Annotated in this window: 23 protein-coding genes; 8 read left to right on the forward strand and 15 right to left on the reverse strand. The window is 66.5% G+C overall.

Annotation, left to right across the window (positions count from 1 at the left end; translation table 11 throughout):
- The first annotated feature begins 112 nt into the window (after nucleotides 1-112).
- Complete coding sequence (locus tag HQ354_RS21660) at nucleotides 113-1,189, forward strand: AbrB family transcriptional regulator (protein WP_068425117.1); 1,077 nt, start codon at nucleotides 113-115, stop codon at nucleotides 1,187-1,189.
- Nucleotides 1,190-1,192: 3 nt separating this feature from the next.
- Here the strand turns inward: HQ354_RS21660 and HQ354_RS21665 are convergent, their stop codons facing one another.
- Nucleotides 1,193-1,687, reverse strand: coding sequence for a DUF6764 family protein (locus tag HQ354_RS21665; protein ID WP_114331401.1), 495 nt, complete (start codon nucleotides 1,685-1,687; stop codon nucleotides 1,193-1,195).
- A gap of 183 nt (nucleotides 1,688-1,870) precedes the next feature.
- Between HQ354_RS21665 and HQ354_RS21670 the strand changes: the two genes are divergently transcribed.
- Entirely contained in the window at nucleotides 1,871-3,367 is a 1,497-nt protein-coding gene (locus HQ354_RS21670) for an MFS transporter (RefSeq protein ID WP_068425113.1), read from the forward strand.
- Nucleotides 3,364-3,918 (forward strand): TetR/AcrR family transcriptional regulator, encoded by a 555-nt coding sequence (locus tag HQ354_RS21675; RefSeq protein WP_222635551.1) that lies wholly within the window; start codon nucleotides 3,364-3,366, stop codon nucleotides 3,916-3,918. Before HQ354_RS21670 ends, HQ354_RS21675 begins: the two co-directional genes overlap by 4 nt.
- Here HQ354_RS21675 and HQ354_RS21680 read toward each other — a convergent pair.
- Genes HQ354_RS21680 through HQ354_RS21690 form a run of 3 tightly spaced genes read right to left on the reverse strand, consistent with a single transcriptional unit; the run spans nucleotide 3,907 to nucleotide 7,012 of the window.
- Nucleotides 3,907-4,581: a YoaK family protein gene (locus HQ354_RS21680; protein ID WP_167675554.1), complete on the reverse strand. Its 675-nt coding sequence runs from the start codon at nucleotides 4,579-4,581 to the stop codon at nucleotides 3,907-3,909. The two genes, HQ354_RS21675 and HQ354_RS21680, sit on opposite strands and share 12 nt — an antisense overlap.
- Before the next feature lie 2 nt (nucleotides 4,582-4,583).
- Nucleotides 4,584-6,599 (reverse strand): neutral/alkaline non-lysosomal ceramidase N-terminal domain-containing protein, encoded by a 2,016-nt coding sequence (locus HQ354_RS21685; protein ID WP_222635550.1) that lies wholly within the window; start codon nucleotides 6,597-6,599, stop codon nucleotides 4,584-4,586.
- A 29-nt stretch (nucleotides 6,600-6,628) separates the two neighbouring features.
- A complete protein-coding gene (locus HQ354_RS21690) occupies nucleotides 6,629-7,012 on the reverse strand; it encodes a helix-turn-helix domain-containing protein (RefSeq protein WP_068426137.1) in 384 nt (127 codons plus the stop codon).
- 112 nt (nucleotides 7,013-7,124) lie between these two features.
- Here HQ354_RS21690 and HQ354_RS21695 point away from each other — a divergent pair, with 112 nt between their 5' ends.
- Nucleotides 7,125-7,970, forward strand: a complete 846-nt coding sequence (locus HQ354_RS21695) for an SDR family oxidoreductase (RefSeq protein WP_222635549.1) — start codon at nucleotides 7,125-7,127, stop codon at nucleotides 7,968-7,970.
- 4 nt (nucleotides 7,971-7,974) lie between these two features.
- On the opposite strand, the gene HQ354_RS21700 is transcribed toward HQ354_RS21695, so the two are convergent.
- A complete protein-coding gene (locus tag HQ354_RS21700; protein WP_222635548.1) occupies nucleotides 7,975-9,345 on the reverse strand; it encodes an FUSC family protein in 1,371 nt (456 codons plus the stop codon).
- A gap of 60 nt (nucleotides 9,346-9,405) precedes the next feature.
- Between HQ354_RS21700 and HQ354_RS21705 the strand changes: the two genes are divergently transcribed.
- The gene (locus tag HQ354_RS21705; protein WP_068425094.1) at nucleotides 9,406-9,906 is read left to right on the forward strand and encodes a MarR family winged helix-turn-helix transcriptional regulator; all 501 of its coding nucleotides are present in this window, start codon (nucleotides 9,406-9,408) and stop codon (nucleotides 9,904-9,906) included.
- 56 nt (nucleotides 9,907-9,962) lie between these two features.
- Here HQ354_RS21705 and HQ354_RS21710 read toward each other — a convergent pair whose 3' ends face one another.
- Entirely contained in the window at nucleotides 9,963-10,523 is a 561-nt protein-coding gene (locus tag HQ354_RS21710; RefSeq protein WP_068426130.1) for a lipocalin family protein, read from the reverse strand.
- Nucleotides 10,524-10,576: 53 nt separating this feature from the next.
- Nucleotides 10,577-12,559 carry an MMPL family transporter gene (locus tag HQ354_RS21715; protein WP_222635569.1) on the reverse strand — a complete coding sequence of 661 codons (1,983 nt, stop codon included), beginning with the start codon at nucleotides 12,557-12,559 and terminating at the stop codon, nucleotides 10,577-10,579.
- Nucleotides 12,560-12,726: 167 nt separating this feature from the next.
- Between HQ354_RS21715 and HQ354_RS21720 the strand changes: the two genes are divergently transcribed.
- Complete coding sequence (locus HQ354_RS21720) at nucleotides 12,727-13,236, forward strand: MarR family winged helix-turn-helix transcriptional regulator (protein ID WP_068425091.1); 510 nt, start codon at nucleotides 12,727-12,729, stop codon at nucleotides 13,234-13,236.
- A complete protein-coding gene (locus HQ354_RS21725; RefSeq protein WP_084423703.1) occupies nucleotides 13,233-14,240 on the forward strand; it encodes an iron-containing redox enzyme family protein in 1,008 nt (335 codons plus the stop codon). Before HQ354_RS21720 ends, HQ354_RS21725 begins: the two co-directional genes overlap by 4 nt.
- 16 nt (nucleotides 14,241-14,256) lie before the next feature.
- Here HQ354_RS21725 and HQ354_RS21730 read toward each other — a convergent pair whose 3' ends face one another.
- Both HQ354_RS21730 and HQ354_RS21735 read right to left on the reverse strand, forming a co-directional pair.
- The gene (locus HQ354_RS21730) at nucleotides 14,257-14,430 is read right to left on the reverse strand and encodes a CDGSH iron-sulfur domain-containing protein (protein WP_068425088.1); all 174 of its coding nucleotides are present in this window, start codon (nucleotides 14,428-14,430) and stop codon (nucleotides 14,257-14,259) included.
- On the reverse strand, nucleotides 14,427-15,608 hold the full coding sequence (locus HQ354_RS21735) for a zinc-dependent alcohol dehydrogenase (protein WP_068425085.1): 1,182 nt from the start codon (nucleotides 15,606-15,608) through the stop codon (nucleotides 14,427-14,429). Before HQ354_RS21735 ends, HQ354_RS21730 begins: the two co-directional genes overlap by 4 nt.
- Nucleotides 15,609-15,851: 243 nt before the next feature.
- Here HQ354_RS21735 and HQ354_RS21740 point away from each other — a divergent pair, with 243 nt between their 5' ends.
- Nucleotides 15,852-16,265, forward strand: a complete 414-nt coding sequence (locus tag HQ354_RS21740; RefSeq protein ID WP_240930929.1) for an STAS domain-containing protein — start codon at nucleotides 15,852-15,854, stop codon at nucleotides 16,263-16,265.
- Here HQ354_RS21740 and HQ354_RS21745 read toward each other — a convergent pair.
- From HQ354_RS21745 to HQ354_RS21770, 6 genes are all read right to left on the reverse strand, one after another.
- The gene (locus HQ354_RS21745; protein ID WP_068425079.1) at nucleotides 16,237-17,868 is read right to left on the reverse strand and encodes an NAD(P)/FAD-dependent oxidoreductase; all 1,632 of its coding nucleotides are present in this window, start codon (nucleotides 17,866-17,868) and stop codon (nucleotides 16,237-16,239) included. The two genes, HQ354_RS21740 and HQ354_RS21745, sit on opposite strands and share 29 nt — an antisense overlap.
- Nucleotides 17,865-18,305 carry an SRPBCC family protein gene (locus HQ354_RS21750; protein WP_068425077.1) on the reverse strand — a complete coding sequence of 147 codons (441 nt, stop codon included), beginning with the start codon at nucleotides 18,303-18,305 and terminating at the stop codon, nucleotides 17,865-17,867. Before HQ354_RS21750 ends, HQ354_RS21745 begins: the two co-directional genes overlap by 4 nt.
- A 192-nt stretch (nucleotides 18,306-18,497) precedes the next feature.
- Nucleotides 18,498-19,229 carry a GAF and ANTAR domain-containing protein gene (locus tag HQ354_RS21755; protein ID WP_084423702.1) on the reverse strand — a complete coding sequence of 244 codons (732 nt, stop codon included), beginning with the start codon at nucleotides 19,227-19,229 and terminating at the stop codon, nucleotides 18,498-18,500.
- 116 nt (nucleotides 19,230-19,345) lie between these two features.
- Nucleotides 19,346-19,732 (reverse strand): universal stress protein, encoded by a 387-nt coding sequence (locus HQ354_RS21760; protein ID WP_167675570.1) that lies wholly within the window; start codon nucleotides 19,730-19,732, stop codon nucleotides 19,346-19,348.
- 25 nt (nucleotides 19,733-19,757) lie between these two features.
- Nucleotides 19,758-21,152, reverse strand: a complete 1,395-nt coding sequence (locus HQ354_RS21765; protein WP_068425068.1) for a CitMHS family transporter — start codon at nucleotides 21,150-21,152, stop codon at nucleotides 19,758-19,760.
- A gap of 33 nt (nucleotides 21,153-21,185) precedes the next feature.
- Complete coding sequence (locus tag HQ354_RS21770; protein ID WP_308115265.1) at nucleotides 21,186-22,184, reverse strand: tripartite tricarboxylate transporter substrate-binding protein; 999 nt, start codon at nucleotides 22,182-22,184, stop codon at nucleotides 21,186-21,188.
- Nucleotides 22,185-22,243 lie beyond the last annotated feature (59 nt).

Below are 22,243 nucleotides of genomic sequence, written 5' to 3' on the forward strand. Positions count from 1 at the left end.
AATAACCCTCCCCGGCACACCTGTTAGTACGTGCAACAGTATCTTTGTAGGCCTGTTTCGTCTGGTTTGACGCTTCGATTGATAAGCGTAGTCTTACCGTGTGCGAAAACCCATGTTCCGTTGGCTTGCTCTTCTGGCTGTGACGAGCGTGGTGTGGGCGGTCATGGCAGCCCTGGGACTGTCTGCCGCGGCGTTGTTCGCATCTCTCGTCGTCGCTGCCGTCTTCGCGGTGCGCGGCGCCGGTCCCGACCGTCTTCCGAGACCGGCGGGCATGCTCGCGCAGGGCATTCTGGCCGTGAGTGTCGGACTGATGGTCGACACCGAGACGTTGTCGGCTCTCGGTTCGAGTTGGTTGCCCGCGCTCGGTGTGTGCATCGCAACCCTCGTCGTCAGCGTGGCGGCGGGAATGCTCCTCGCGTTCCATCGCGACGTCGATGCTCTGACCGGTGCTCTGTCGATGATCGCCGGAGGAGCGCAGGGGCTCGTCGCAGTCTCTCGTGAACTCGGCGGCGACGAGCGCATGGTCGCCGTGGTCCAGTACATGCGTGTGGGACTGATCATCGTGACGATGCCGTTGGTCGCGACGCTCGTCTTCGGTGCGGGTACCAGCGGCGCAGCGTCGACCGGCTCCGGCGAAACCCCGTGGTACGTGGACCTTCTCGTCGTTGCCGGTGCCATCGTCGTCGGGATCGTCGTCGCACGGCTGATTCGGCTGCCCGCGCCCGCGACGCTCGGACCGCTCGCGGTGTCGATGGGTATGGAGCTCTCAGGGTGGATCGACGGGGTCACCGCTCCGACGGTTCTGCTCCCGATCGCGTTCGTTCTCATCGGATGGCAGGCAGGGCTCGCTTTCACTCGGGACAGCGTGCGGGCCGTCGGACGGGTGATGCCGTGGGCTGTGGCGCTCATTCTCGTGGTCGGCGGAGTGTGTGCCCTGCTCGGCTTGCTGTTGTCCCACGTCGCCGGAATCTCGCTGTTGGAGGGATATCTCGCGACGACGCCCGGCGGTCTGTCGGCGGTGCTGGCCGTCTCCGCAGCGAGCGGCGCGAACGTCACCTTCGTCGCGGCCGTACAGGTGGTCCGGCTCGTGATCATGCTCTTCGCGGCGCCGTTCGGCGCCAAGGTGTTTCTCGCGCTCCGCGCGCGACGGTCGCGAAACGCGGAGCGCGAGAACGCATCCGTCAGCTGACGGTCAGCCGATGCAGCCCTGCAATGTGGTGAAGCTTCCCGCGATGCCGGGGCCGTTGCAGACCGCGCCCGTCGGTGTCAGTGTCACGACGGAACCGGGGCCTGCGATGGCGATGGACAGACCGGGTCCGATGGCCTCGTTGGTGGCGACGCTGCCAGGACCGAACGAGATCGCGGCGGGACCCGCGCCGAACGTCGCGTCGGACACCGCGGTTCCCCCGCCGAACCCGAGCGCCAGGGCGGCGGCGTTGCTCAGCGCGGTCGCCGATCCCCAGCCTTCGAATCCATAGCCCGCGGCGGCGCTGGTCGCATCGGCAGTGCTGTCGCACTGGGACGCCCCCGCGAGGCCGGTTTCGGCGGCGCCTGAAGGTGCAGTCGTGCATTCGACGGGCGCTGCGGATGCGGTGCCCGGTAGCAGTGCCGCGCAGGCAAGAGCGATTCCGAGGGATGCAGCACCGCCGAGCGCGCGAGTGATCGTCGTGTTACGTGCGAGAGACATGAGGACGCCTTCCGAGTGGTGGTCGAGCCGGTCGGAGGCGCTCGCGCTGGGACGAAACGCTGTGACGCCTCTTACATCACGCTTCCCGTTGCACGACACGACAACACATCCGCCATCGTAACGGTCGAGTCTCGGAACGATGTCGGTTCGGTAACTTGGACTTGCGCGGCATATCATCAAGCGATGACATCGACCGATGACACGCTGCCGACCGCGGTGAGACGCGGGCTCGTTCCGGTACTGGTGTCGATCTGCACGGTCGTCGCCGTCGTGAGCAGTGTGGGTGCCCCATTGATTCCGACCGTTGCATCCACGTACGGGGTGTCGTTCACCAGCGCGCAGTGGTCGCTGACCATCGCGATGCTCACCGGCGCCGTCACCGTCCCGATCCTCGGCAGACTCGGCGACGGACCCCACCGCAAGCAGGCGGTGGTCGGGTCACTTGCGGTCGTCGCGCTCGGGTGTGTGCTCGCCGCGATGCCGGGCAACTTCGCGATGCTGATCGTCGGACGAGCACTTCAGGGCATCGGCCTCGGGCTGATGCCGCTGGCGATGGCGGTCGCTCGCGATCATCTCGCACCTGCGCGTGCTCGGTCGTGCGTCGCGGCGCTGTCGGTCACCGCGGTCGCCGGGATCGGACTCGGCTACCCGCTCACCGGAGTAATCGCCCACTACTGGGGATTCCACGCGTGCTTCGTCGTCGCCGCGATCGCGACGTCGGCTGTGCTTCTCGCGTCGGTGTTCGTCGTGCCGACCAGCGGCCACCTGAAGCGGCGTCCACTCGACGTCCTCGGAGCGGTTCTGCTCGGTGCGGGCCTGACGGCGTTGCTCCTCGCGCTCAGTACCGGCGGTACCTGGGGGTGGACGTCGTGGCCCTCGGCGATCTGCGTCGTGATCGGCGTCGTCGTCCTGCCGCTGTGGGCACGTCACGAGGTGCACTGTGCGTTCCCGCTCGTACAGCTGTCGTTGCTGCGCAACAGATCCGTCCTGACCGCCGACGTCACCGGGCTGCTGGCGGGCATAGGCATGTTCGTGCTGTCCTCCACGGTCATTCGACTGGTGCAGACGCCCGAGGACACCGGATACGGACTCGGTCGTTCCGCGATGGTCGCGGGCCTCGTCCTCGTCCCGTTCTCGCTGGCGAGCGTCGTCGCCAACCGGCTTCTACCGAGTGCGAGTCGGTGGGTGCCGCGCACCCTGGTGATGCCGCTCGGGGCCGTGGCATTCGTCGTCGCGCTGGTCCTGTTGGCGGTCGGGCGTTCGGAGTTGTGGGTCGTGTTCGCCGTGATGGGTATCGCGGGTCTCGGTGTCGGCTTGACGTTCGCGGCGATGCCCGCGCTGATCGTCAGCGCGGTGCCGTCGCACGAGACCGGGAGTGCCCTCGGCGTCAACCAGGTCACGCGCACCGTCGGCGGCGCCGTCGGAAGTGCGCTCAGCGCAACCATTCTCGCCGCCTACACCCTGCCCGGCGCGGTGTACCCGACGGATGACGGATATTCGGCGACGGCCACCGCAGGCATCGTTCTGTGGATCGTGACGGGCCTGCTGGCGCTGGGCTTGCCGTATGCGCGACGTCGGGTGTCGAAGTCGCTGGTGGACGAGAGCGTGGAGTCGGCGGTGTCGGGCGGCTTCGCGTACGACGTGGATTCGCGGAGAACGCATTCGGTGGGAGAGAGATGACACGCAGTCGAGATTCCACCCGGACCCGTCGAGACCTTCTCGCCGCCGCCACGGAATTGTTCGGAACCCGCGGATACGAGCGCACGACGATTCGAGAGATCGGCGAACGCGCAGGTGCCGACCCCGCGCTGATCGCTCGCTACTTCGGCAACAAGGCCGCGCTGTACATCGCGACGCTGCCCGCGGACAACGACGAGGTCGCAGAGCTCGGTGACATCAGCGAGCCGCGTCGGATCGACGACGCACTGAGGCGAATTCACGACGTCGGACCGAGCCCTGTCCTGCATGCGGTCATGCGCGCCCACGACGATCCCGCGGTGCAGGCTGCCGCGTCGGAACGCGTCGACCAGCGTCTGACGGCCGGGGTTCGGGCACGCATGACCGCCGAGGGGCTCGACAACCCTCGCCTTCGAGCGCAGCTGGCCGTCGCCGCCCTGGCAGGCATCGCGATGGGTCGGTCGTCGGGGACTCTCGACGCGTTGGCCGAGGCGGACCACGACGAGGTCGTCGCACTCACGGCGGCAGTGCTCGGCGCCCTGCTACAGCCCTGACGGTAGGGCGAGCCGACCTGCGACGGCGACGGCCAGTGTCAGCACGGCCGCGGTGAGCAACGCCAGACCGGGATGCACGAGTAGCAACAACGCGCCGACGACGGCACCGACGAAGATCGCCGTTATGGCACCGACGCGGCGGTCGGCGAGTCGGGCCCACCACGATTCGGCGTTCGGGACCGTCAACGACTCGCTGGCGAACGACGTGAGCGTCGACGTCACGACGACCGTGGTCATGTCCTTGACCGCGACGGCGCGGGCGACCGTGGCTTGAAGGCCCATCGCCAGCGCTGCGGCCGCCGCGATTCCGATCCGAGTTCGACCGTCGTCGGTGTCGAGCAGGAACAGCGCTACCGCGGCGGCCCCGAGCACGAGACCACCGGCTGTGACGAGCGCTGTGGTGCGGCGGTTCCAGCGTCCCGCAGCGCCACGCAGAGCGAATCCCGCCGCGACCGCGCCGCCGGTGAACGACACCAGCGCGATGACGGGACTCAGTACCGGAAGGTCGTCACCGCCCGCGACGCCCATACCGAGGACGACGACGTTGCCGGTCATGTTGCCGACGAAAGTGCGGTCGAGGGCGAGGAATCCCACCGCGTCGGCAATTCCGGTCGTGAACGTCAGCGCCGTCATCAACGCGATGGCTCTGTGCTCGAGCGACATGGTCAGGCCACGTCGAACTCGGCCGTGGTTCCGGTGAACGGCGTGAGTCGGCCGTCCGCCGACCGGGCGTCACCGAAATAGACGACGCGATAGCGCCCGGCCTGCTGCGAGCGCGGAATGTCCCATGTGACAGTCGTTTCCGTGATCGGGCCGACGTTGTCGAAGTAGATCTTCGTGTACCAGTCGCCGTCGTCGAAAACCCGTGTCCACCCGGTGTCGTCGGCCCGCTCGATCGCGAGGTACGTGTCGTCGCGTCGCAGATTCGAGTTGGGATTGGCGCCCGAGAATCGCACCGACACCTGTTGGCCCGCCGCATAGCGTGCGGCCGGCTCGGTGAGCACGTCACCGAAAGACCGTCCAGGACTGGGCAGGTCGACGAATGGGTTTCCGGTGGGTGCGCTCGGAACGAGCCCGGTCAGGTCGCGTTGTGCCGTGCCGCTGTCGACGGGACGGCCGTCGCGCATGGCCGACGCCAGTTCGACCGCGATCTGCATCGTCGCGGGAAGCTGCCATCGTCCGAAAACCGTTGCGCCGCCCTCGTAGTCCTGCTGGTCGTATTCTTCCGGCGTCGTCAGATAATGCCCGTATCCGTTCGTGTATCCCTGGACGACGACGAGTTCGCGATCGACGGCCAGTGCGTCGGCGAGGGCCGTTCTCAGTCTGGATCCGGCGACGATCGTCGGTTCGAACGGACACGTGAACAGGTGAAAGCTTCCCAGGCGTGCCAGGTGGAACGGGAGGATCTGTTGCACGATTCCGGGGATCAACCCGACGGGAAGCACGACGTCCTTCGGTGCCTGGGCGTCGCGCAGCCACTGCGGGAGCAGCACCGAACCGAGCGCTGCCAGTGCAGGATTGCCACCCCGTTCGCCCTCCTGGAGTCCGAGCGCCGGAATGCCACCACCGTCCTCCTGGCTCGATGCGGCGAACGCGGCACCCAGCGAGGCCGGGCTGGTCGTGTGGGTCTGTCCGTCGCCGGTGAATTCCGGGCGGACGGTGTACTGGGAGAAATCGACGTACACCCACCGAACGTCGACACCCGAATCGAGCTGTGGCGCAGTCGTTTCGGCGAGCACCTGCGACGTCTCGAACTGCCGGAGGCCGATGATGCGAGTGTTCTCGAACTCGTCGGTCGTCGGACCCGTGCCGGGTTGCCCCTCGAGGTTGGGCGTGATGTCGCCGGGCGTGCTCTGGCAGAACGCCGCGACGAAGCTCGGGTTTCGGTAATCGACTCGTTCCACCTCACGTTCCCAGTGCCACGCCGCGTAGCCCTTGTTGTCGGTGCTGACCAGCAGGTTGGTCGCCTTCATCGAGGTGCCGTGTGTCGCGAACCAATTGACGACGCCGACCAGTTCACCGCCCCGAGTCACCTGCAGATTGACCGAGCGTGGATCGATCCGGTCCGAGAACCGGTCGCGGTCGGGATTGCGGTCGAACGCCATCGGAGACCGATTGACGCCTGCGTCGTCGAGCGAACCCGACGCGATCGACACGTGGCTGGGTTGTACGTCGTCGTGCGCACGCACGATCGCGTCGACGATGCCGGCGACGTTGGATTCGAACGTCGCCGGTCTGAAACCGAGAGTGGTGATGTCGACCAGGAGGTGACCGTCCGTGCCGCCGGGGGCGCCGTGGGTATGCGTCGCCGACAGCAGGACGTTGCCGCGGTGATAGGTCTCGCCGTAACGCATCGCCAGGCGGCGCAGGACCTCCTCGAAGATGCTCTCGAACATCAACCCGAGCTCGCACGTCACGTGGGCGAGCCGCCCGCCGGATGCGGCGTCGACGAAGACGAACGCGCGGGCGCGCTGGCGCAGATGCAGTCCGGCAGAGGATTGTTCGAGGACGGCGTATCCGTTCATGCCTGCACCGAGGGGCTCACCGGTGATGTCGCCGACGCCGCGGCCGACATCCAGACCCGACGGCGTCGCCCACGCGCGAGAAGAGCCCAGTGCGACTGTCCCGAGCGCCGTCGCACCCGTCGCGGCGAGGAAGGACCTTCTCCGAATTCCTGACACGGCAGCACGCTAGCAGTGCGCGGCGGATTCTAGGCCGGCTTTGCGTCGTGACGCTCCCGCGCGGCCACGACGTCGGGCAACGAGGATTCGACGAGTTCGATGAGGCTCGTCAGATGCGTCGCGACCTCGCGGCCCAGCGGCGTCAGGCTGTACTCGACCTTGGGGGGAATGGACTCGAGAACAGTCCGCACGACCATGCCGTCGCGTTCGAGGGTCTGCAGTGTCTGCGACAGCATGCGTTCGCTGACACCGTCCACGCGGCGACGCAACGCATTGAAGCGATAGTCACCCTCCGCGAGGGCGGCGAGGGCGAGGATGCCCCATCTGCTCGTCGCGTTCTGCAGCGCTTCGCGCGACGAGCAGTTGCGCGCGAAGACGTCGGCCTCGAAATTGCCGTCCGATCCCTCGCTCATGATGTGCATGCTAGCGCATGCGATCACGGCAGTGCTTACCTCAAGGGTTGCACCGCACGAAAAGTAAGCGCATAGTGGCGGTCGACCGCGAACCACCGACGAAGGAACAGCCATGACCATTGCAGTAACCGGCGCCACCGGACACCTCGGAGCACTCGTCGTCGAGGAGCTTCTGGGCCGCGGAGTGGACGCGAGCGACGTCGTCGCCGTTGTGCGTGACGCAGCGAAAGCGCAGGGGCTCGCCGATCGCGGCGTCCAGGTCCGCGTCGCGGATTACACCGACGCCGACGCGCTGAAGGCGGCGCTGACCGGCGTCGACAAGCTTCTTCTCGTCTCGGGATCCGACGTCGGACAGCGGGTTCCCCAGCACGCCAACGTGATCGATGCCGCGGAAGCGGCCGGCGTCTCGCTGATCGCGTACACGAGCATCTTGAAGGCCGATACGTCCGGCGTCAGCCTCGCTGCCGAGCACCTCGCGACCGAGAAGCTGCTCGCCGACTCGTCCGTGCCTGCGGCGATTCTGCGCAACGGCTGGTACTGGGAGAACTACGCCGCGTCGCTGCAGCAGACCATCGAGAACGGCGCGTTGCTCGGGTCGGCGGGGAACGGCAGGATCGCCGCGGCCGCGCGCGCCGACTACGCGTCCGCCGCTGCCACCGTGTTGCTGTCGGAGAACCAGGGCGGCAGGATCTACGAGCTCGGTGGCGACGAGCGACTGACCTACGCCGAGCTGGCCGACGTCATCTCGACGATCGCCGGAAAGCCCATCGCGTACCACGACGTCACCGAGGCCGAGTACAAGCAGATTCTGCTCGGCGCCGGCCTGCCGGAGTTCGTCGCGGAGATGCTGCCGAGCGCCGACGCGGGCATCGCGCGCGGTGAGCTCGACACCGAGTCGGGTGACCTGCAGAAGCTGATCGGACGGTCCTCGACACCGGTCGCGACCGTCCTCGGCTGACGCGTCAGTTCAAGTGCTGGCGGTCACCGATCTCGATGGTGACCGCCGTGATCACGACGCCGATCAGAACCCCGATGAGTGTGTCCGCGACGCGGTCGACGGCAACCGTCGGCGACAGGTGACCGGCAAGTCCGGTCATCATCAGGGCCATCGGGGTGATCGCCAGCGACGTGAGTGCGTAGTTCCTCATCACCAACATTTCGGCGGCGATCTGGCAGACGACGATCGCAACCGTCGTCTGCCAGTAGCCGAGCGACAGCGCGATCAGTCCGGCCGCGATCACTGCACCGCCCACGTTGCCCAGCAGACGTTGGATTCCGCGTTGGACCGTCGTGTGGAACGTGATGCCCTGCATCGCCGCCAGTGCACCCATCGTGGCCCACAGCGGGTGATCGAACCCGAACGCCTGGGCGCACCAGCCCGCGAGCGCGGCCGCCGCCGCGATGCGGACGGCATTGAGCAGCAACGACTTCGAGGCCAGGCGCGCGAGTCCCGTCGAGAAGAAGTTGGTCGGCCGCGCCGACAGTTGGGCAGCACGTACCGGCAACGCGTCGTGACGCCGCATCCTGCGCAGTGCACGCTCGTGCGCGAGAACCTCCTGGGCATGAGTTGCCTCGTCGCCACGGGCCCAGGCGTCGAGAAGTGCTTCGGCGTCGTCGAGCAGGGTCACGAGACCGAGGCTGTGTACGTGGCCGCTGCTGCGGCGAGGACTGAGCGCGACGACGGTTCGCGCGCGGGCGATCGCGGCGCGTGCGACCGGTTCGTTGCGGCTGTCGACCGCGGCGAGTGCGCGGGCCACCGCCAGCTGGGCGGGCCCGACGGGGTGGAGCAGGGCGGGCAGCATCGCAGCGACCCAGCCGACGACGGCGCCGACGAGAACGGCTGCGAACACCGCCTCTACGTCCGGCGCCGTGTGACCGAAGCCGACGCCCGCCGTCGCGGCGAAGATGAGGATGACGGGCCCGGGGCCGGCGATCTCGAACGCCGCCAGCAGCAGCGCCGCGACTCCGGACGCGATGGAAATCGCCCACACCTGAGCGGCGAACGACGTCGAGACGCCCAGGACGGCGCCGAACGTCGCGTACAGAACGATCAGTCCACCGACGAGCGCGAGTTTCCCTGCGCGGCGCGGGTACGGCTCGTACCGACCGAACGCCGAGACGAGAGCGCCCAGTGCGGCGAAGCCCGCGAACTCCGGGTGGCCGAGCAGTTTGCCCGCGACCAGGACGACGGCGACAGCGAGACCCACGCGCACGGCCGGGGCGACCGACGCGTCGGCGCGGCCGAGTCGGGTCGCCTGCTTCCAGGCGCGGCCGGAGACGGCATGGGCGAGCGCGGAACGGGAGTGCTGAAGTCTGTCGAGTGGCGCGGTCACCGAAGTAGTTTATCTATATTTCACTAGTAAATTAAAATGAGTCGACGTAGGGTTGCTCACATGATCCGGGCGCAGAAATCGGGCGGGGACTTCGTCGACCAGGTCCGACGCGAGTGGTCGACGACTTTTCCCGACATCGACACCTCCCCGATCGAGGTGCTGGCTCGTATCGGCCGCATTTCCGCGAAGGCCAATCATCTGCTCGACGCGACGCTCGCGCCCATGGGTGTGTCCCGCGCGGAATTCGACGTCCTCAGCGCGTTGCGCCGTACGGGACGGGCGCTGCGGGCCAGTGAGGTGACGTCGGTGACGATGCTCAGTGGCGCGTCGACGACGAAGATCTCCGAGCGTCTGGTCAAGGAAGGCTTGATCGAGCGGCTGCGGTTCGAACGCGACGCGCGAGTCGTGCTGCTACAGCTGACCGACGCGGGGCGCGACCTCGTCGACCGGGTCTTTCCGGTCCGGCTCGAGCGTGACCGCGGACTGCTCGACGGCCTGGATGCGGACGATCTGGAAGCGCTGTCGGGTCTGCTGCGGCGGGTGGCGTTGAACGTGGAGTAAGACCCGTGCGCGCGAATGTACAGCCCGCTGTACATTCGCGCGCACGTGCGACGCGCCTACACGGTCGACAGCGGGCGGATCTCGGTGGCGCCGCCGGGGGTCGGCGAGGTCAGCAGAGTCGTCGAGTTGTATCCCTTCGACTCGACGACGGCGCGGATCTCACGGAACTGTTCCACGCTCACCTCCGGTGAACGCGACAGCACGAAGCCCGACGTCCGCAGCGGGTCGCCGACGAGTGCCCACGAGTAGTCGTCGGCGATGTACGCGACGATGTAGTTGGTCGGTCCGTCGAGGCTGTCCTGCGTCGGGACGCCCGGAAAGCTCACGTGCAGTTGGGCATTGGTGACGGTGTCGTTCACCCGTGCGTTTCCGACGATGCCGTTGGAGCCGCCCGTCCACGTCGTGCACGTGTTCTCGACGCGAATGTTCGTCGGATCGATCAACTGGTAGTTCGCCTGAGTGTCACGGGCGCATTCGAGGTTGAACGGCTGCGGGACCGCGGCGACCTGGTTCCATGTTCCGAGGTACCGTTCGACGTCGAGCGACGGAACCGGAGCCAACGGCTCCCACCCGGCCGATCCCGTCGGCGGCGCTGCCTGCGCGACGCCTGCACCCATGAATGTCACGCACGCTGCCGCGAGGGCGCTGCGTGTGATCATCGACCGTACTGTCATGAGACTCGCTCCTTCTGTGCTGTCGATTCCGAACTGTCCGAATCGATTCGGTTCGGCCACCATATCCCCGGGCCGATCAGGGTGAACAGTGCTGGGATGACCAGAGTGCGGACGACGAACGTGTCCAGCAGAATGCCAAGTCCCACAATGATTCCCAGCTGGGTCAGCGTGATGAGGGGCAACACGCCGAGTACGCAGAACACCGCGGCGAGCACGATTCCGGCGCTGGTGATGACGCCACCCGTCGCTCCGACCGCGCGCACGATGGCCGACCGGGTGCCGTGCCCAGGGGTTTCCTCCCGGGTGCGCGTGACGAGGAAGATCGTGTAGTCGACGCCGAGCGCGACGAGGAACAGGAACGCGTACAGCGGCACGTTGTCGTCGAGAGCCGGGAAGCCGAACACGTGGTCGCTGACCCAACTTCCGACGCCGATGGCGGCCAGCGAGCTCAGGACCGTCGTCGCCACGAGCAGAACCGGCGCGACGACGGCACGTAGCAACGCGATCAGCACGGCGAACACGACGAGGAGAATCGCAGGCACGACCACGAGCCGGTCGCGGGCGGCCGCGTCGGAGGTGTCGAGGGCCTGTGCGTCGCTTCCGCCGACCAGCGCACCCGGAATGTCGTCGAACGACGCGCGCACGTTCTCGACCGTGGCGAATGCGTCGTCGGACGACGGTGCCGCGTCGGTGACCACCGACCAGCGGGTCAGACCGGTACCCGAATCCGCAACGCGGGTGAACGAATCGACCCCGGCTGCCGAGCCGAGTGCGGTCTCGACGGCTGCGGCCGATTCGGTCGGTGCCACGACGGTCGTCGGGTCCGCGAGTCCGGACGGGAAATGCTCGGCCAGGGTCTCGAATCCTTCGACGGACTCGGCGGTGACACGGAACTGCTCGGTCTGCGACAGCCCGATCCCGGTACCGAACAGCGCTGCGGCACAGGCGACGAGCGCGACGATGGTGACGCTCGCGGTGCGGATCGGATGCCTCGACACGGCCTCGGCGATGCGGAACCACGGACCCGACGTCGCCGTGTCTCGGTCGTCGGGGCCCGGTACGAACGGCCAGAACAACTTTCGTCCGCACAGCGCCAGAAGCGGTGGCAGCACGACCAGTACGAAGATCGCTGCGACGACGAGGCCCGCGGCAGCGAGCGCGCCCAGGCTTCGCGTGCTCGGCAACATCGCCAGCAGCAGCGTCAGCAATGCGAGGACGACGGTCGCGTTGCTCGCCAGGATGGCGGGACCGGCATGCCGGACGGCGCGTTCGAGTGCGGTTCGGTGTTCCGTCGTCGTGCGCAGTTCTTCGCGATAGCGCGAGATGAGAAGCAGCGCATAGTTCGTGCCCGCGCCGAAGACGAGAACGCTGGTGATGCCCGACGTCGAGCCGTCGAACGACAGGCCGGTGACGTCGGCGAGGGCCGTCCCGACCGAGGTCGCGACGCGATCGCCGAGGCCGATGACGACGAGCGGTACGAGCCACAGGATCGGGGAGCGGTAGGTGACGATCAGCAGGATCGCGACGACGAGGGCGGTGACGGCGAGCAACGTGAAGTTGGCACCGGAGAACGAGTTCGCGATGTCCGCGCCGAACGCGGGACCGCCGGTGACCTGTGCTTGCAGGCCGTCGGGAAGACCGTCGGTCGCCGACTCCCGCAGGGAGGTGACGAGGTCGTTCAGTCCGAAACCGGACAGGGACGCGTCGACGGGAATCAAGCCGAGGACCGCCTCGCCGTCGGGAGACGGGACGAGGGGCGTGGCAGCACCGTCACCGGTCCGATCGAGCGCCTGCTGGGCCGCGGCGGTGTCCGCTTCGGTCAGTGCCGCGCCGTCGGCTCGCGACACGACCAGGATGACGGGAGCCGTGTCCGAGTCCGGGAACTGCGTCAGCAACTCGGTGACCTGCGCGGATTCGGCGGACGACGGTATCGACGAGGGTGCGCTGCCCGCCGAGTCGTTCTCGCCGACGGCGGCCATGAAGCCGCCGGACAGGAGAACGACGGCGAGCGCGAGCGCCCACGAGTGTCGGAAGGTGACTATTCGGGCAAACCGGGTCCAGAAGTTCACCCGCCAACAATCTCATCAACTTAACAATTAAGCAACTGAAGGATCTGGCGTCGGCGTGGCGCGATAGTCTGTCCGTCGTGCCCGATCGCAGCGAACTGGAGTCCTTGATCTCGTCGGACGTCCGTGCGCTGTCGTCGGTGTCCGAAGAGATCGGCCGTGCCTTCGGATCGCTGCACGATCTGCGGCCCAACGATTTTCGTGCACTGCTGCTGATCATGGTCGCCGACGTCGACGGCAAGCCCCTGACCGCAGGCGAACTCGGCGCGCAGTTGGGGCTGACGTCCGCGGCGATGACCTACCTCGTCGAGCGCATGATCGCGTCGGGTCACATCAGACGCGAGAAGGACGAGCGTGACCGACGGAAGGTCATCCTGCGGTACGACACCCACGGCATGAACGTCGCACGCGGATTCTTCGGTCCGCTGGGCGAGAAGACCCATGCGGCCCTCGCGGACCTGCCCGATCCGGACCTGGCCGCGGCGCATCGGGTGTTCACCGTGCTGATCGACGCGATGCGAGCCCATCACGACGAGTTGCGCCCCGACACCGTTTCGTACCCCGGCCGCGAGGGTAACCGCGTCGAATGACGCCCGCCCTCACCGCCGAGAAGACCCCAGCCGAAACGACCGATTTCACGCTGCCCGGCAAGTTGCCCGAACCTCGGGGACCGCTGTCCGCCGCGGTGGTCGACGCCCTTCGCGGTGATCCGGCGATGCCCGTTGACCTGCCGGACATTCCTGGCGATGCCGACCCCCTCGGTGCGGATCTGCAGCTCGCCCTGTACGTCTGCTACGAATTGCACTATCGAAGCTTCGACGGCGTCGGCGACGAATGGGAATGGCACGCGGGCATTCTCGGATTTCGGCGAGAACTGGAACGCCGTTTTCTCGCGACCGTGCGCGCGAACGTGGAGCCGGGTGACGACGTCGTCGCCGAGATGGACGCGTTGTCGATCGAACCCAGAACGGGCACCGGACCGTCGTGGTTCCTGCGTGACGACGCGTCGTGGGCGCAGATGCAGGAGTACCTCGCCAACCGGTCGCTGTATCACCTGAAGGAAGCCGATCCGCACGCGTTCGCCATACCGCGTCTGACGGGTCAGGCGAAGGCATCGTTCGTCGCGGTCGAGTACGACGAGTTCGGCGCAGGCCGAGGTGAACGGGTCCATCAGCAGCTCTACGCGGACGCGATGCGCGCCGCGAACATGGACACCACGTATCTGGCGTACCTGGATTCGGCTGTGCCGGAGATGTTGGCCGTCGTCAATCTGATGTCGCTCTTCGGGTTGCATCGTGCGCTGCGTGGCGCCGCAGTCGGGCATTTCGCGGCAACCGAGATCACGTCGTCGCCGGGTTCGGCGCGTCTCGTCACGGCCTTCGAGCGGCTCGGGGCTCCCGCGGAGTGCGTCCGGTTCTACGCCGAACACGTCGAGGCCGACGCGGTGCACGAACAGATCATGCGGCACGACGTCGTCGGATCGCTCGTGGCCGCGCATCCCGAACTCGAGGCGGACGTCGTGTTCGGGATGCGGGCGCTCGCATTCGTCGAAGATCGATTCGGAGACGCCATGATTCGCCGCTGGACGCAATGACGTCCGGTGCGGTGGCTCAGCGTCGCTTGCGGTGGCTGGTGTCGCAGAACGGATAGTTCTTGCTGCGGTGACACATGCACAGCGCCACCGTGACTCGGTCCGACTCGACGGTTTCGCCGTCCGGCATCTCGATCTCGACGGGCCCCTCGACCATGAGGGGCCCGCCCTTGACCATTCGAATACGCGTCATGGCTTCAGGAGAACCTTCACTGCACCGTCCTGCTTCTTCTGGAAGATGTCGTACGCGTGCGGTGCCTCGTCGAGGGGAAGCACGTGCGTCGCGAAACTGTCGACGCCGAGCGGATCGTCGTCGGTGAGAAGCGGCATGATGTCGTCGACCCACTTCTTCACGTTCGCCTGCCCCATGCGGAGCTGAATCTGCTTGTCGAACAACGTCAGCATCGGAATCGGGTCGGCCATGCCGCCGTACACGCCGATCAGCGAGATGGTTCCGCCCCGCCGCACGATGTCGATCGCGCTGTAGAAGGCGCTGAGCCTGTCGACGCCTGCCTTCTGCATGAACGGACCGGCGATCGCGTCGGGAAGAAGTCCCGTGATGTCGTGTGCCAGTTTGGAAACCGGTGATCCGTGCGCTTCCATTCCGACGGCGTCGATGACGGAATCCGTTCCGCGGCCGTCGGTTCGATCACGGATGACGTCACCCAGGTCCTTGGGGTGCTCGTCGAAGTTCAACACCTCGATACCGCGAGCGGCCAAGCGCTGCAAGCGCTCCGGAACTCGGTCGACGCCGATGACGCGGTATCCCTTGTGTGCTGCGATGCGCGCGGCCATGTCGCCGATCGGGCCGAGACCGAGTACCGTCACCGATCCGCCGTCCGGGATGCCTGCGTACTCGACCGACTGCCATGCCGTCGGGAGGACGTCCGACAGGTAGACGAACCGCGAATCATCCGGTCCGACAGGGACTTTGATGTGTGTGTTCTGCGCTTGCGGGATGCGCAGATACTGCGCCTGGCCTCCGGGAACTGCGCCGTACAGTTTCGAGTAGCCGAAGATCGCAGCGCCCATGCCTTGTTCGCGGACCTGCGTCGTCTCGCACTGAGTGAACAATCCGCCGTTGCACATGAAACAGCTGCCGCACGAGATCTGGAACGGCACGACGACGCGATCGCCGACCTGCAGATTCGTGACCTCGGAGCCGACTTCCTCGACGATTCCCATGGGCTCGTGCCCGAGGATGTCTCCCTGATTCATGAAAGCGCCGAGCACCTCGTACAGATGCAGATCGGAGCCGCAGATGTTGGTCGTCGTGACGCGAATGATCGCGTCGGTCGGCTTCTCGATCTTCGGATCGGGCACCGTGTCCACGCTGACCTTGCGTTTTCCCTGCCACGTGACTGCCTTCATGGCACCGCCTTCCTAGCTGTAGATACGTCCCCTCCTCGAACGGCGAATGCCCCGCTCATGCTGGGACGAAACCGGCGCGACTATACGGACGAGGTTCAGTGCCGTAGGGTTGATCGAGGTTGAGATAACAGCCGTCGGGGGAGACGCCCGGGTGGATCCCAACCGTCAGCGGTTTCTTCCACTCAGCGGATTTCTTACTTCGCGGGGCAGTTTCCCTCCCAATCGCTCAACGATGGGATGGCTATGACTGTTACTCCACAGGGGTTGAACGACGGGGGAGGCACCAACACACACGCAGCGAAGTCCAGTTCGGTAGCGGTCGCCGAGACCGGTGCCATCTTCAGTGCGGAGCCGGCAGGCGACGCATCGGTGGTGGTCACGGTGCACGGTGACATCGATATTCGCAGCGCGCCGATTCTGATCGACTATGCGTGCGGACGAATTGCATCGGGTGTACGCCTGATCCTCGACCTGTCCGACGTGGGCTTCTTCGGTATCGCAGGGTTGCGAGTGTTCGCGGCCCTGGACGATGCCGCCGCCGAGGCGGGCACGGTGTGGCGCCTCGTCGAGGGTCATCCAGTGCACAGATTACTGGAGGCCGCGAACGTCGTACCTGCTGTTCGTAGGTTCACGTCGGTCGCAGACGCCGTGGCCTGACTTCAGGTCCAGGTGGGCGGGTGACCAGCTCGAGCAACGAGCTGGTCACCTTTTTCCTTATCGGTCCCAACAGCCCGTGCTGGCCCAGTGCCGCGCGGGCTGCATTCATTCCGGCTGCACCGTGCACGCCCCCGCCGGGGTGGGCGGACGCACTGCCGAGGAACAACCCCTCGACCGGGGTTTCAGGCCGTCCCAAGCCCGGAATCGGGCGAAAGATCAACTGCTGCTGGATTTGCGCCGTTCCGCCGTTGACGGCCCCGCCGAACAGGTTCGCGTCGGCTGCAGCCATGTCGTTCGGCCTCTGCACGACGCGGCCCACGACGGCGGCGTCGAAACCAGGTGCGTGTTCTTCGAGGACCTCGTGTGCGCGGTCGGCGATCGTGTCGGCCGACTCGTTGTCCGTCACGCCTCTCGGCAGATGCGTGTAGGCCCACGCGCTCTCGGTGCCCGCAGGCGACCGCGTCGGATCCGCGGTGGTCATCTGTCCGAACAGCATGAACGGCTTCTTCGGCAGAACGTTCGTCGTCAGATCGGTCATCCAACGCAGCAGGCCGTCGTCGTCGGCGCCGAGGTGTACCGTCCCGGCAAGCGACAGACTCTTCGATCGCCACGGAATGGGCCGGTCCAACGCGTAATTGATCTTGACGACCGGGGTGTCCCATTCGAACTTCTCGAGGTCGTCGTGCACGCGCCTCGGCAGCACGCCCGCCGGGAGCAACGTCTCGTACAGCGCCGGGGCCGAGACGTTAGCGATGATTGCTCTCCGCGCGCGGATGGTGTCACCGGCGGCGGTGTGGACGGTGGTGGCCCGGCCGTTCTCGACGCCGATGCGCGTCACGGGAGTATCGCACCGCAGCTGGGCTTTGCCTGCGCGTCGCACCAGGGCGTCGATGAGCGCGCTGGCTCCGCCTTCCGGCACCGGATATCCGACGTCCTGAGCGAGCATCGTGAGCAGGTAACCCATCGCCCCGCTCACCGGCGCGTCGACCGGTGCGTCGCCGTGCATCGCGTTGCCGAGCAGTAGACAGCGGGCAGCGTCGCTGCGGAACGTCTCGTGTGCCATCACCCGGGCGGGCAAGGCCATGAAGCGGATGTACCGCAGCATGTCCGCGGGCCCCAGCGCCTTCGCCAGGGCAGCGCCGGCACGTACCGGTGGGAACGGGGCGCCGAAGAACGCGTCGAGCAGCGGTTTCTTGATGCGTTGAAAGTCCTCGAACAGCCTGATCCAGGCGTCGGCGTCGCGGGGGTCGTGCTCGGCGAGACCGGCTGCGGTGTCGGCGACGTCGTTGTGCACGACAGGCGCGTTCTCGTCCGTGGCCGAACGCGCATGACCGTAGACCGCAGGTGAGCGCACCCACCGCAACCCGTGGCGTTCCAGTTCCAGCGACCTGATCGCCGGTGACGACGCGCCGAGCGGGTAGAACGCGCTGTAGAGGTCGCTGGAGTATCCGGGTACGAGTTCCGCACTGCGCACGGCACCGCCGGGCTGGGCGTTGGCCTCGAGGACGACGACGTCCCATCCGGCGTCGGCGAGCGCTGCTGCGGCGACAAGACCGTTGTGGCCTGCGCCGATGACGACGGCGTCGGCTGTGGTGGTGCTCATTCGGGCGTCGTGGACCTTTCCGCGAGGTACGCGAGCCGCCGGAGCGCCTCCTTGTTGCGGGGGTGCACCAGCGCATGTTGCACGGAGTCCGGAACGAGGTTGGCGGGCGGGGTCAATGCATGCTCGATCATCTCGATGCGGCAGCCGGATGCAAGTGGGTGCAGCCGCAAGGTGATGCTCGCCGAACCGAACGGCAACGCGCGGGCCTCGAGGCGCAGTTCGCGACCCTCGTGGACGCCGATGGATCGTGTCCGATCGCTGAGCACCAGGGGCCAGACCCCGACCGAGTGATGGATGCAGCTGCCCTTCGCCGGCCATGCCTCGTCGACGGCACGAATACGCGACGCGCCGACCACCCACGTCCCGTAACTCCAGCCGTCGGCAATGACGCTCCACACCTGTTCGGTAGTGGCGTCGGTCTGTAGTTCCGTCGCCATGTCAGCCCCCTAAGCCGTCGCGCGTCGTACAGTCCTGCGACGCATGCCCGGGGGCGTCTGAAACGAAACGCGGGCGACGAGTTTCGCTCGCACCGGGAGTGGGCATGGCCAGCAACAGGTGCAGGTGGTATCCGGAGATCGCCAACACCAGATCCCGTGGGTTGAAAACACAGCCCTCGGGATCGTCTGTCATCAGTCGCGGACAACCGATTCGACAGCGCGACGAGCGATCTCCGCCAGTTTGACGTTCTCGTTCTGCGATTGCATCGCCAGCACGTCGAACGCGTCGTCGGGACCGATGCCTCGGATCGCCATCACGATTCCCTTGGCCTGTTCGATCACGGCCCTCGACCGCATCGCCTCTCGGAGCCCGTCCAGTTCGGCCTGGGCCGCCTGAGCGAGCCGGAAATTCCACACGGTGCTTTCCACGGCCGCTGCGAAGACGCCCACCAGGAGCTCGTCCGTGTCGCTGAAGCCGTGATCGGTCCAGCTGTACACGTTGAGTGAGCCGGTCCGGTTCGTATCCACCGAGATCGGCGCCGACAGGTAACTGCGGACGCCGATGTCGGCGGAATCGGCGGCGAACCTCGGCCACCGGCCCTCGATGTCGGTCTCGCGGGCTCGCACCGTCGACCTGGTGTGCGCGGCGTCGACGCACGGGCCTTCGTGGGCACGGAACTGATCCGAGTCGATGGTGTACACCCGCGCGTCCGTGCACGCGGCCGTCTCGATCTCGCCCGCTCGGTCGCCGGGCAACGTCACCCCCGCCATGTCCGCGCCGGGCACGACCGCGACGACCTGCTCGACGACACTCTGCAGAAGAGTGTCGACGCGCACGGTCGAACGCAGGAGATCGCGAAAGGCATCGAGCGGGGTCGAATCCGAGTACGCACGCGAATCACCGACTCGCGACGTGTCTTCCATGCCATCACCACACTGGTCCAGTGCATCGTGTGCACTTCGACTGTCGGCGATGACTTCACCGTTGGAGAATCAGTAGCTTACGTCAGTGACAAAAGCCGGTTGCATCAGGTCCATGCCTACTGCCTGGATTTGACAACGAGAATCTCGACCGGAATTTCGAGAAGCAGTCGCTGTATTTGCTGTCCCATCAGGAATTTCCCGACTGCACTGCGGTGGCGTGAGCCGATGACCACCAGTTCCGCGTCGACCTTGTCGACGAGCGCCAGCAGGGTGCTGGTCGCATCGGGATCGGGCAGAGCTGCCTCGACGCGGGCGTCGGGGGCGACGGCACGGACTGCGGCGTCGACCGCGGCGATCTCCCGATCACGTGCGGACTGCTCGGGCGACCCCGACAGTGCGTGCAGCACAACCAGTTCGGTGTTCCTGGTCTGCGCCTCACGGATCCCGGCGGCGAGAGCCTGCCTGCCTTCGTCGGTCTGGCTGTGTACGACTGCAACGGTCATGATGTTCTCCTTGTCGCGAAAACGGTCAGCCGAACGGGATCTGGCCGAGGGCGACGCCGACGACGAGCATGGTCAGCGACACGACCGCCGCACGCCACAGCACCTTCTTGTGGTGATCGGCGAGCGAGACGCCTGCCAACGTGACGAGCAGCAGAATCGCGGGCACCAGCGGGCTCTGCATGTGAACGGCCTGACCGGTGATCGACGCACGCGCCATCTCGACGGGCTCGATGCCGTATTGTGCTGCGGTTTCGGTCAATACGGGCAGGACGCCGAAGTAGAACGCGTCGTTGGTCATGAAGAACGTCAGCGGCATGCTCAGTACACCGGTGATGACGGCCAGGAACGGGCCGAGGGCATCGGGAATGACGTTCATCAGCCACGAGGCCATCGCCTCGACCATGCCGGTTCCCTGGAAGACACCGGTGAGAACGGCGGCGGCGAGGACCATCGCGACGACGGACACGATCGACGACGAGTGCCGCGCAATGGCTTCGCCCTGATCCTTGACCCGCGGGAAGTTGACCGTCAGGGCGATCGATGCGGCGATCATGAACAGAACCGGAATCGGCAGGATGTCCATGACGAGGACGACGAGAAGGACGACCGTCAGAGCTGCGTTGAACCACAACAGCTTCGGACGCAGCGTGTCGCGCTCGGGGTCGAGTCCGCCGTCCATGAAGCTGCCGGACTCACCGCTGCCGCCGGTGGCCGGAGGCGTGGGGCCGTCGTGCTTGCCGGTTCCGCCGGTTCGACCGGTACCACCGGATGCTGCAGCATGCACCAATTCCGGTTCGTAGACGAGCTTTCCGAGGCGACGACGCTCCATGATGCCCAGGTGAATCGAGAACAGAAGCACGATGATCAGGCCCGCGATCAACGACGGCACCATCGGAACGAACACGTCGGACGGCGAGATACCGAGCGCCGACGCGGCACGCACCGTCGGGCCACCCCACGGAATGATGTTCATCGTCGCGTTCGACAGGCCGGCCACGACCGTCAGAATCACCGGGCTCACACCGAGTTTCAGGTACAGCGGCAACAACGCAGAGGTGACGATGATGAACGTCGTCGAGCCGTCGCCGTCGAGCGAGACGACCATCGCGAGCACGGCGGTGCCGACGACGAGTTTCATCGGGTCGTTGCGCACGAGGCGCAGGATCCCCTTCACCAGCGGATCGAACAGTCCGACGTCGATCATGATTCCGAAGAAGATGATCGCGAAGAACAGCAACGCGGCCGTCGGCGCAAGCGATTTGATGCCGTCGGTGATCATGTCGCCGATCCCCAGTCCTGCACCGGCCATGAGGCCGAACGCAACCGGGACCAGCGTCAGCGCGACGACAGGCGTCGCACGCTTGGTGAGAATCAGATACATGAAGACGGCGACCATGAGGAAGCCCAGTATCACGAGCATGGGTGTACTCCTTTACGAAACTGAAGCAGTGATTCAGCTGTGCGACGAGACCGACAAGGTCTCGGATACGAACGACGCTTGCTCGCCGAGGAACTCGGAGAAGGCGTCACCGGTGAGAACTGAGCTGCGCCAACCGTTTCGGGTCAGCACGTCGTGCCAGGCGGGGGAGTCGTCCAGAGTGTGGATTCGGTCGGTCCACACCGCGATCTGGTCCGGTGACAAGCCCGGTGGCGCGAGAAGCCCGCGCCAGTTCGCGAACACGACGTCGACGCCTGCCTCGCGGGCAGTGGGTGCGTCGACGACGGGTATTCGCGCGTCGGTGCTGACGGCCAGTGCACGTACGGTGCCTGCCGCCAGTTGGTCCAGGTACTCGCTGACACCGGTGGTGGCCACGTCGACGTCCCCGGTGAGCAGTGCGGGAAGCAATTGTCCGCCGCCCTCGTACTGGCGATACGACGATGCCGACGGGTCGACGCCGATCGCCCGCGCCAACAGGATGCGGAACACGCCGTCCGGTCCGCCCTCCGCAGATCCACCGCCGAAGGTGAGGCCCGACGGGTCGGCGCGCCAGGCGTCGACGAGATCGGACATCGTCCGAAGTGGCGAGTTGGCCGGTACGAGAACGGCTTCGGGCTCTTCGAGCAGCCGTGCGAGCGGCGTGGTCTCGGAGATCGAATGAGCAGACGGCGTCGTTTCCAGGGCGCCGATGAGTCCGAGGCCCATCACCATCGCAAGGTCGGGGTTGCCGACTTCGAGATCGAGCCTGCCCAGTCCGACGACCCCACCGGAACCGGGGAGCACGACGACGTCGTAGTCGGTGTCGTCGTTGCTCAGTGTTTGCGTCAGGTTGCGGGCGGTGAGGTCGTAGCCACCACCCGCGTCCGACGGAACCACGAACCGTACTCGCTCGTTGCCGTTGGGGCCGGCGAAGACGGCCGGCTCCGTTGCACAACCGGTTGCGGCACCGCCCACGAGAACGGCGACCGAGACGCACAGGGCGCTGGTCGCAGTTCGAAGTCTCGTCGTGGGCACCGAGGAAGTACACCTCACTTTGTGACTGGGGTCACCCTTGCGGTCACAGTTTCAATTGT

Source organism: Rhodococcus sp. BP-261 (genome assembly GCF_019835205.1).
Taxonomy (GTDB): Bacteria; Actinomycetota; Actinomycetes; order Mycobacteriales; family Mycobacteriaceae; genus Rhodococcoides; species Rhodococcoides kyotonensis_B.

Coding starts and splice junctions, on each gene's coding strand:
- HQ354_RS21730 (WP_068425088.1), bottom strand. CDS start 14,430: ATGACGCGTATTCGAATGGTCAAGGGCGGGCCCCTCATGGTCGAGGGG.
- HQ354_RS21750 (WP_068425077.1), bottom strand. CDS start 18,305: ATGGCGACGGAACTACAGACCGACGCCACTACCGAACAGGTGTGGAGC.
- HQ354_RS21710 (WP_068426130.1), bottom strand. CDS start 10,523: ATGGGTGCAGGCGTCGCGCAGGCAGCGCCGCCGACGGGATCGGCCGGG.
- HQ354_RS21695 (WP_222635549.1), top strand. CDS start 7,125: ATGACCATTGCAGTAACCGGCGCCACCGGACACCTCGGAGCACTCGTC.
- HQ354_RS21755 (WP_084423702.1), bottom strand. CDS start 19,229: ATGGAAGACACGTCGCGAGTCGGTGATTCGCGTGCGTACTCGGATTCG.
- HQ354_RS21660 (WP_068425117.1), top strand. CDS start 113: ATGTTCCGTTGGCTTGCTCTTCTGGCTGTGACGAGCGTGGTGTGGGCG.
- HQ354_RS21760 (WP_167675570.1), bottom strand. CDS start 19,732: ATGACCGTTGCAGTCGTACACAGCCAGACCGACGAAGGCAGGCAGGCT.
- HQ354_RS21665 (WP_114331401.1), bottom strand. CDS start 1,687: ATGTCTCTCGCACGTAACACGACGATCACTCGCGCGCTCGGCGGTGCT.
- HQ354_RS21670 (WP_068425113.1), top strand. CDS start 1,871: ATGACATCGACCGATGACACGCTGCCGACCGCGGTGAGACGCGGGCTC.
- HQ354_RS21740 (WP_240930929.1), top strand. CDS start 15,852: ATGACTGTTACTCCACAGGGGTTGAACGACGGGGGAGGCACCAACACA.
- HQ354_RS21680 (WP_167675554.1), bottom strand. CDS start 4,581: ATGTCGCTCGAGCACAGAGCCATCGCGTTGATGACGGCGCTGACGTTC.
- HQ354_RS21675 (WP_222635551.1), top strand. CDS start 3,364: ATGACACGCAGTCGAGATTCCACCCGGACCCGTCGAGACCTTCTCGCC.
- HQ354_RS21705 (WP_068425094.1), top strand. CDS start 9,406: ATGATCCGGGCGCAGAAATCGGGCGGGGACTTCGTCGACCAGGTCCGA.
- HQ354_RS21725 (WP_084423703.1), top strand. CDS start 13,233: ATGACGCCCGCCCTCACCGCCGAGAAGACCCCAGCCGAAACGACCGAT.
- HQ354_RS21745 (WP_068425079.1), bottom strand. CDS start 17,868: ATGAGCACCACCACAGCCGACGCCGTCGTCATCGGCGCAGGCCACAAC.
- HQ354_RS21715 (WP_222635569.1), bottom strand. CDS start 12,559: ATGGCCGCCGTCGGCGAGAACGACTCGGCGGGCAGCGCACCCTCGTCG.
- HQ354_RS21735 (WP_068425085.1), bottom strand. CDS start 15,608: ATGAAGGCAGTCACGTGGCAGGGAAAACGCAAGGTCAGCGTGGACACG.
- HQ354_RS21690 (WP_068426137.1), bottom strand. CDS start 7,012: ATGAGCGAGGGATCGGACGGCAATTTCGAGGCCGACGTCTTCGCGCGC.
- HQ354_RS21765 (WP_068425068.1), bottom strand. CDS start 21,152: ATGCTCGTGATACTGGGCTTCCTCATGGTCGCCGTCTTCATGTATCTG.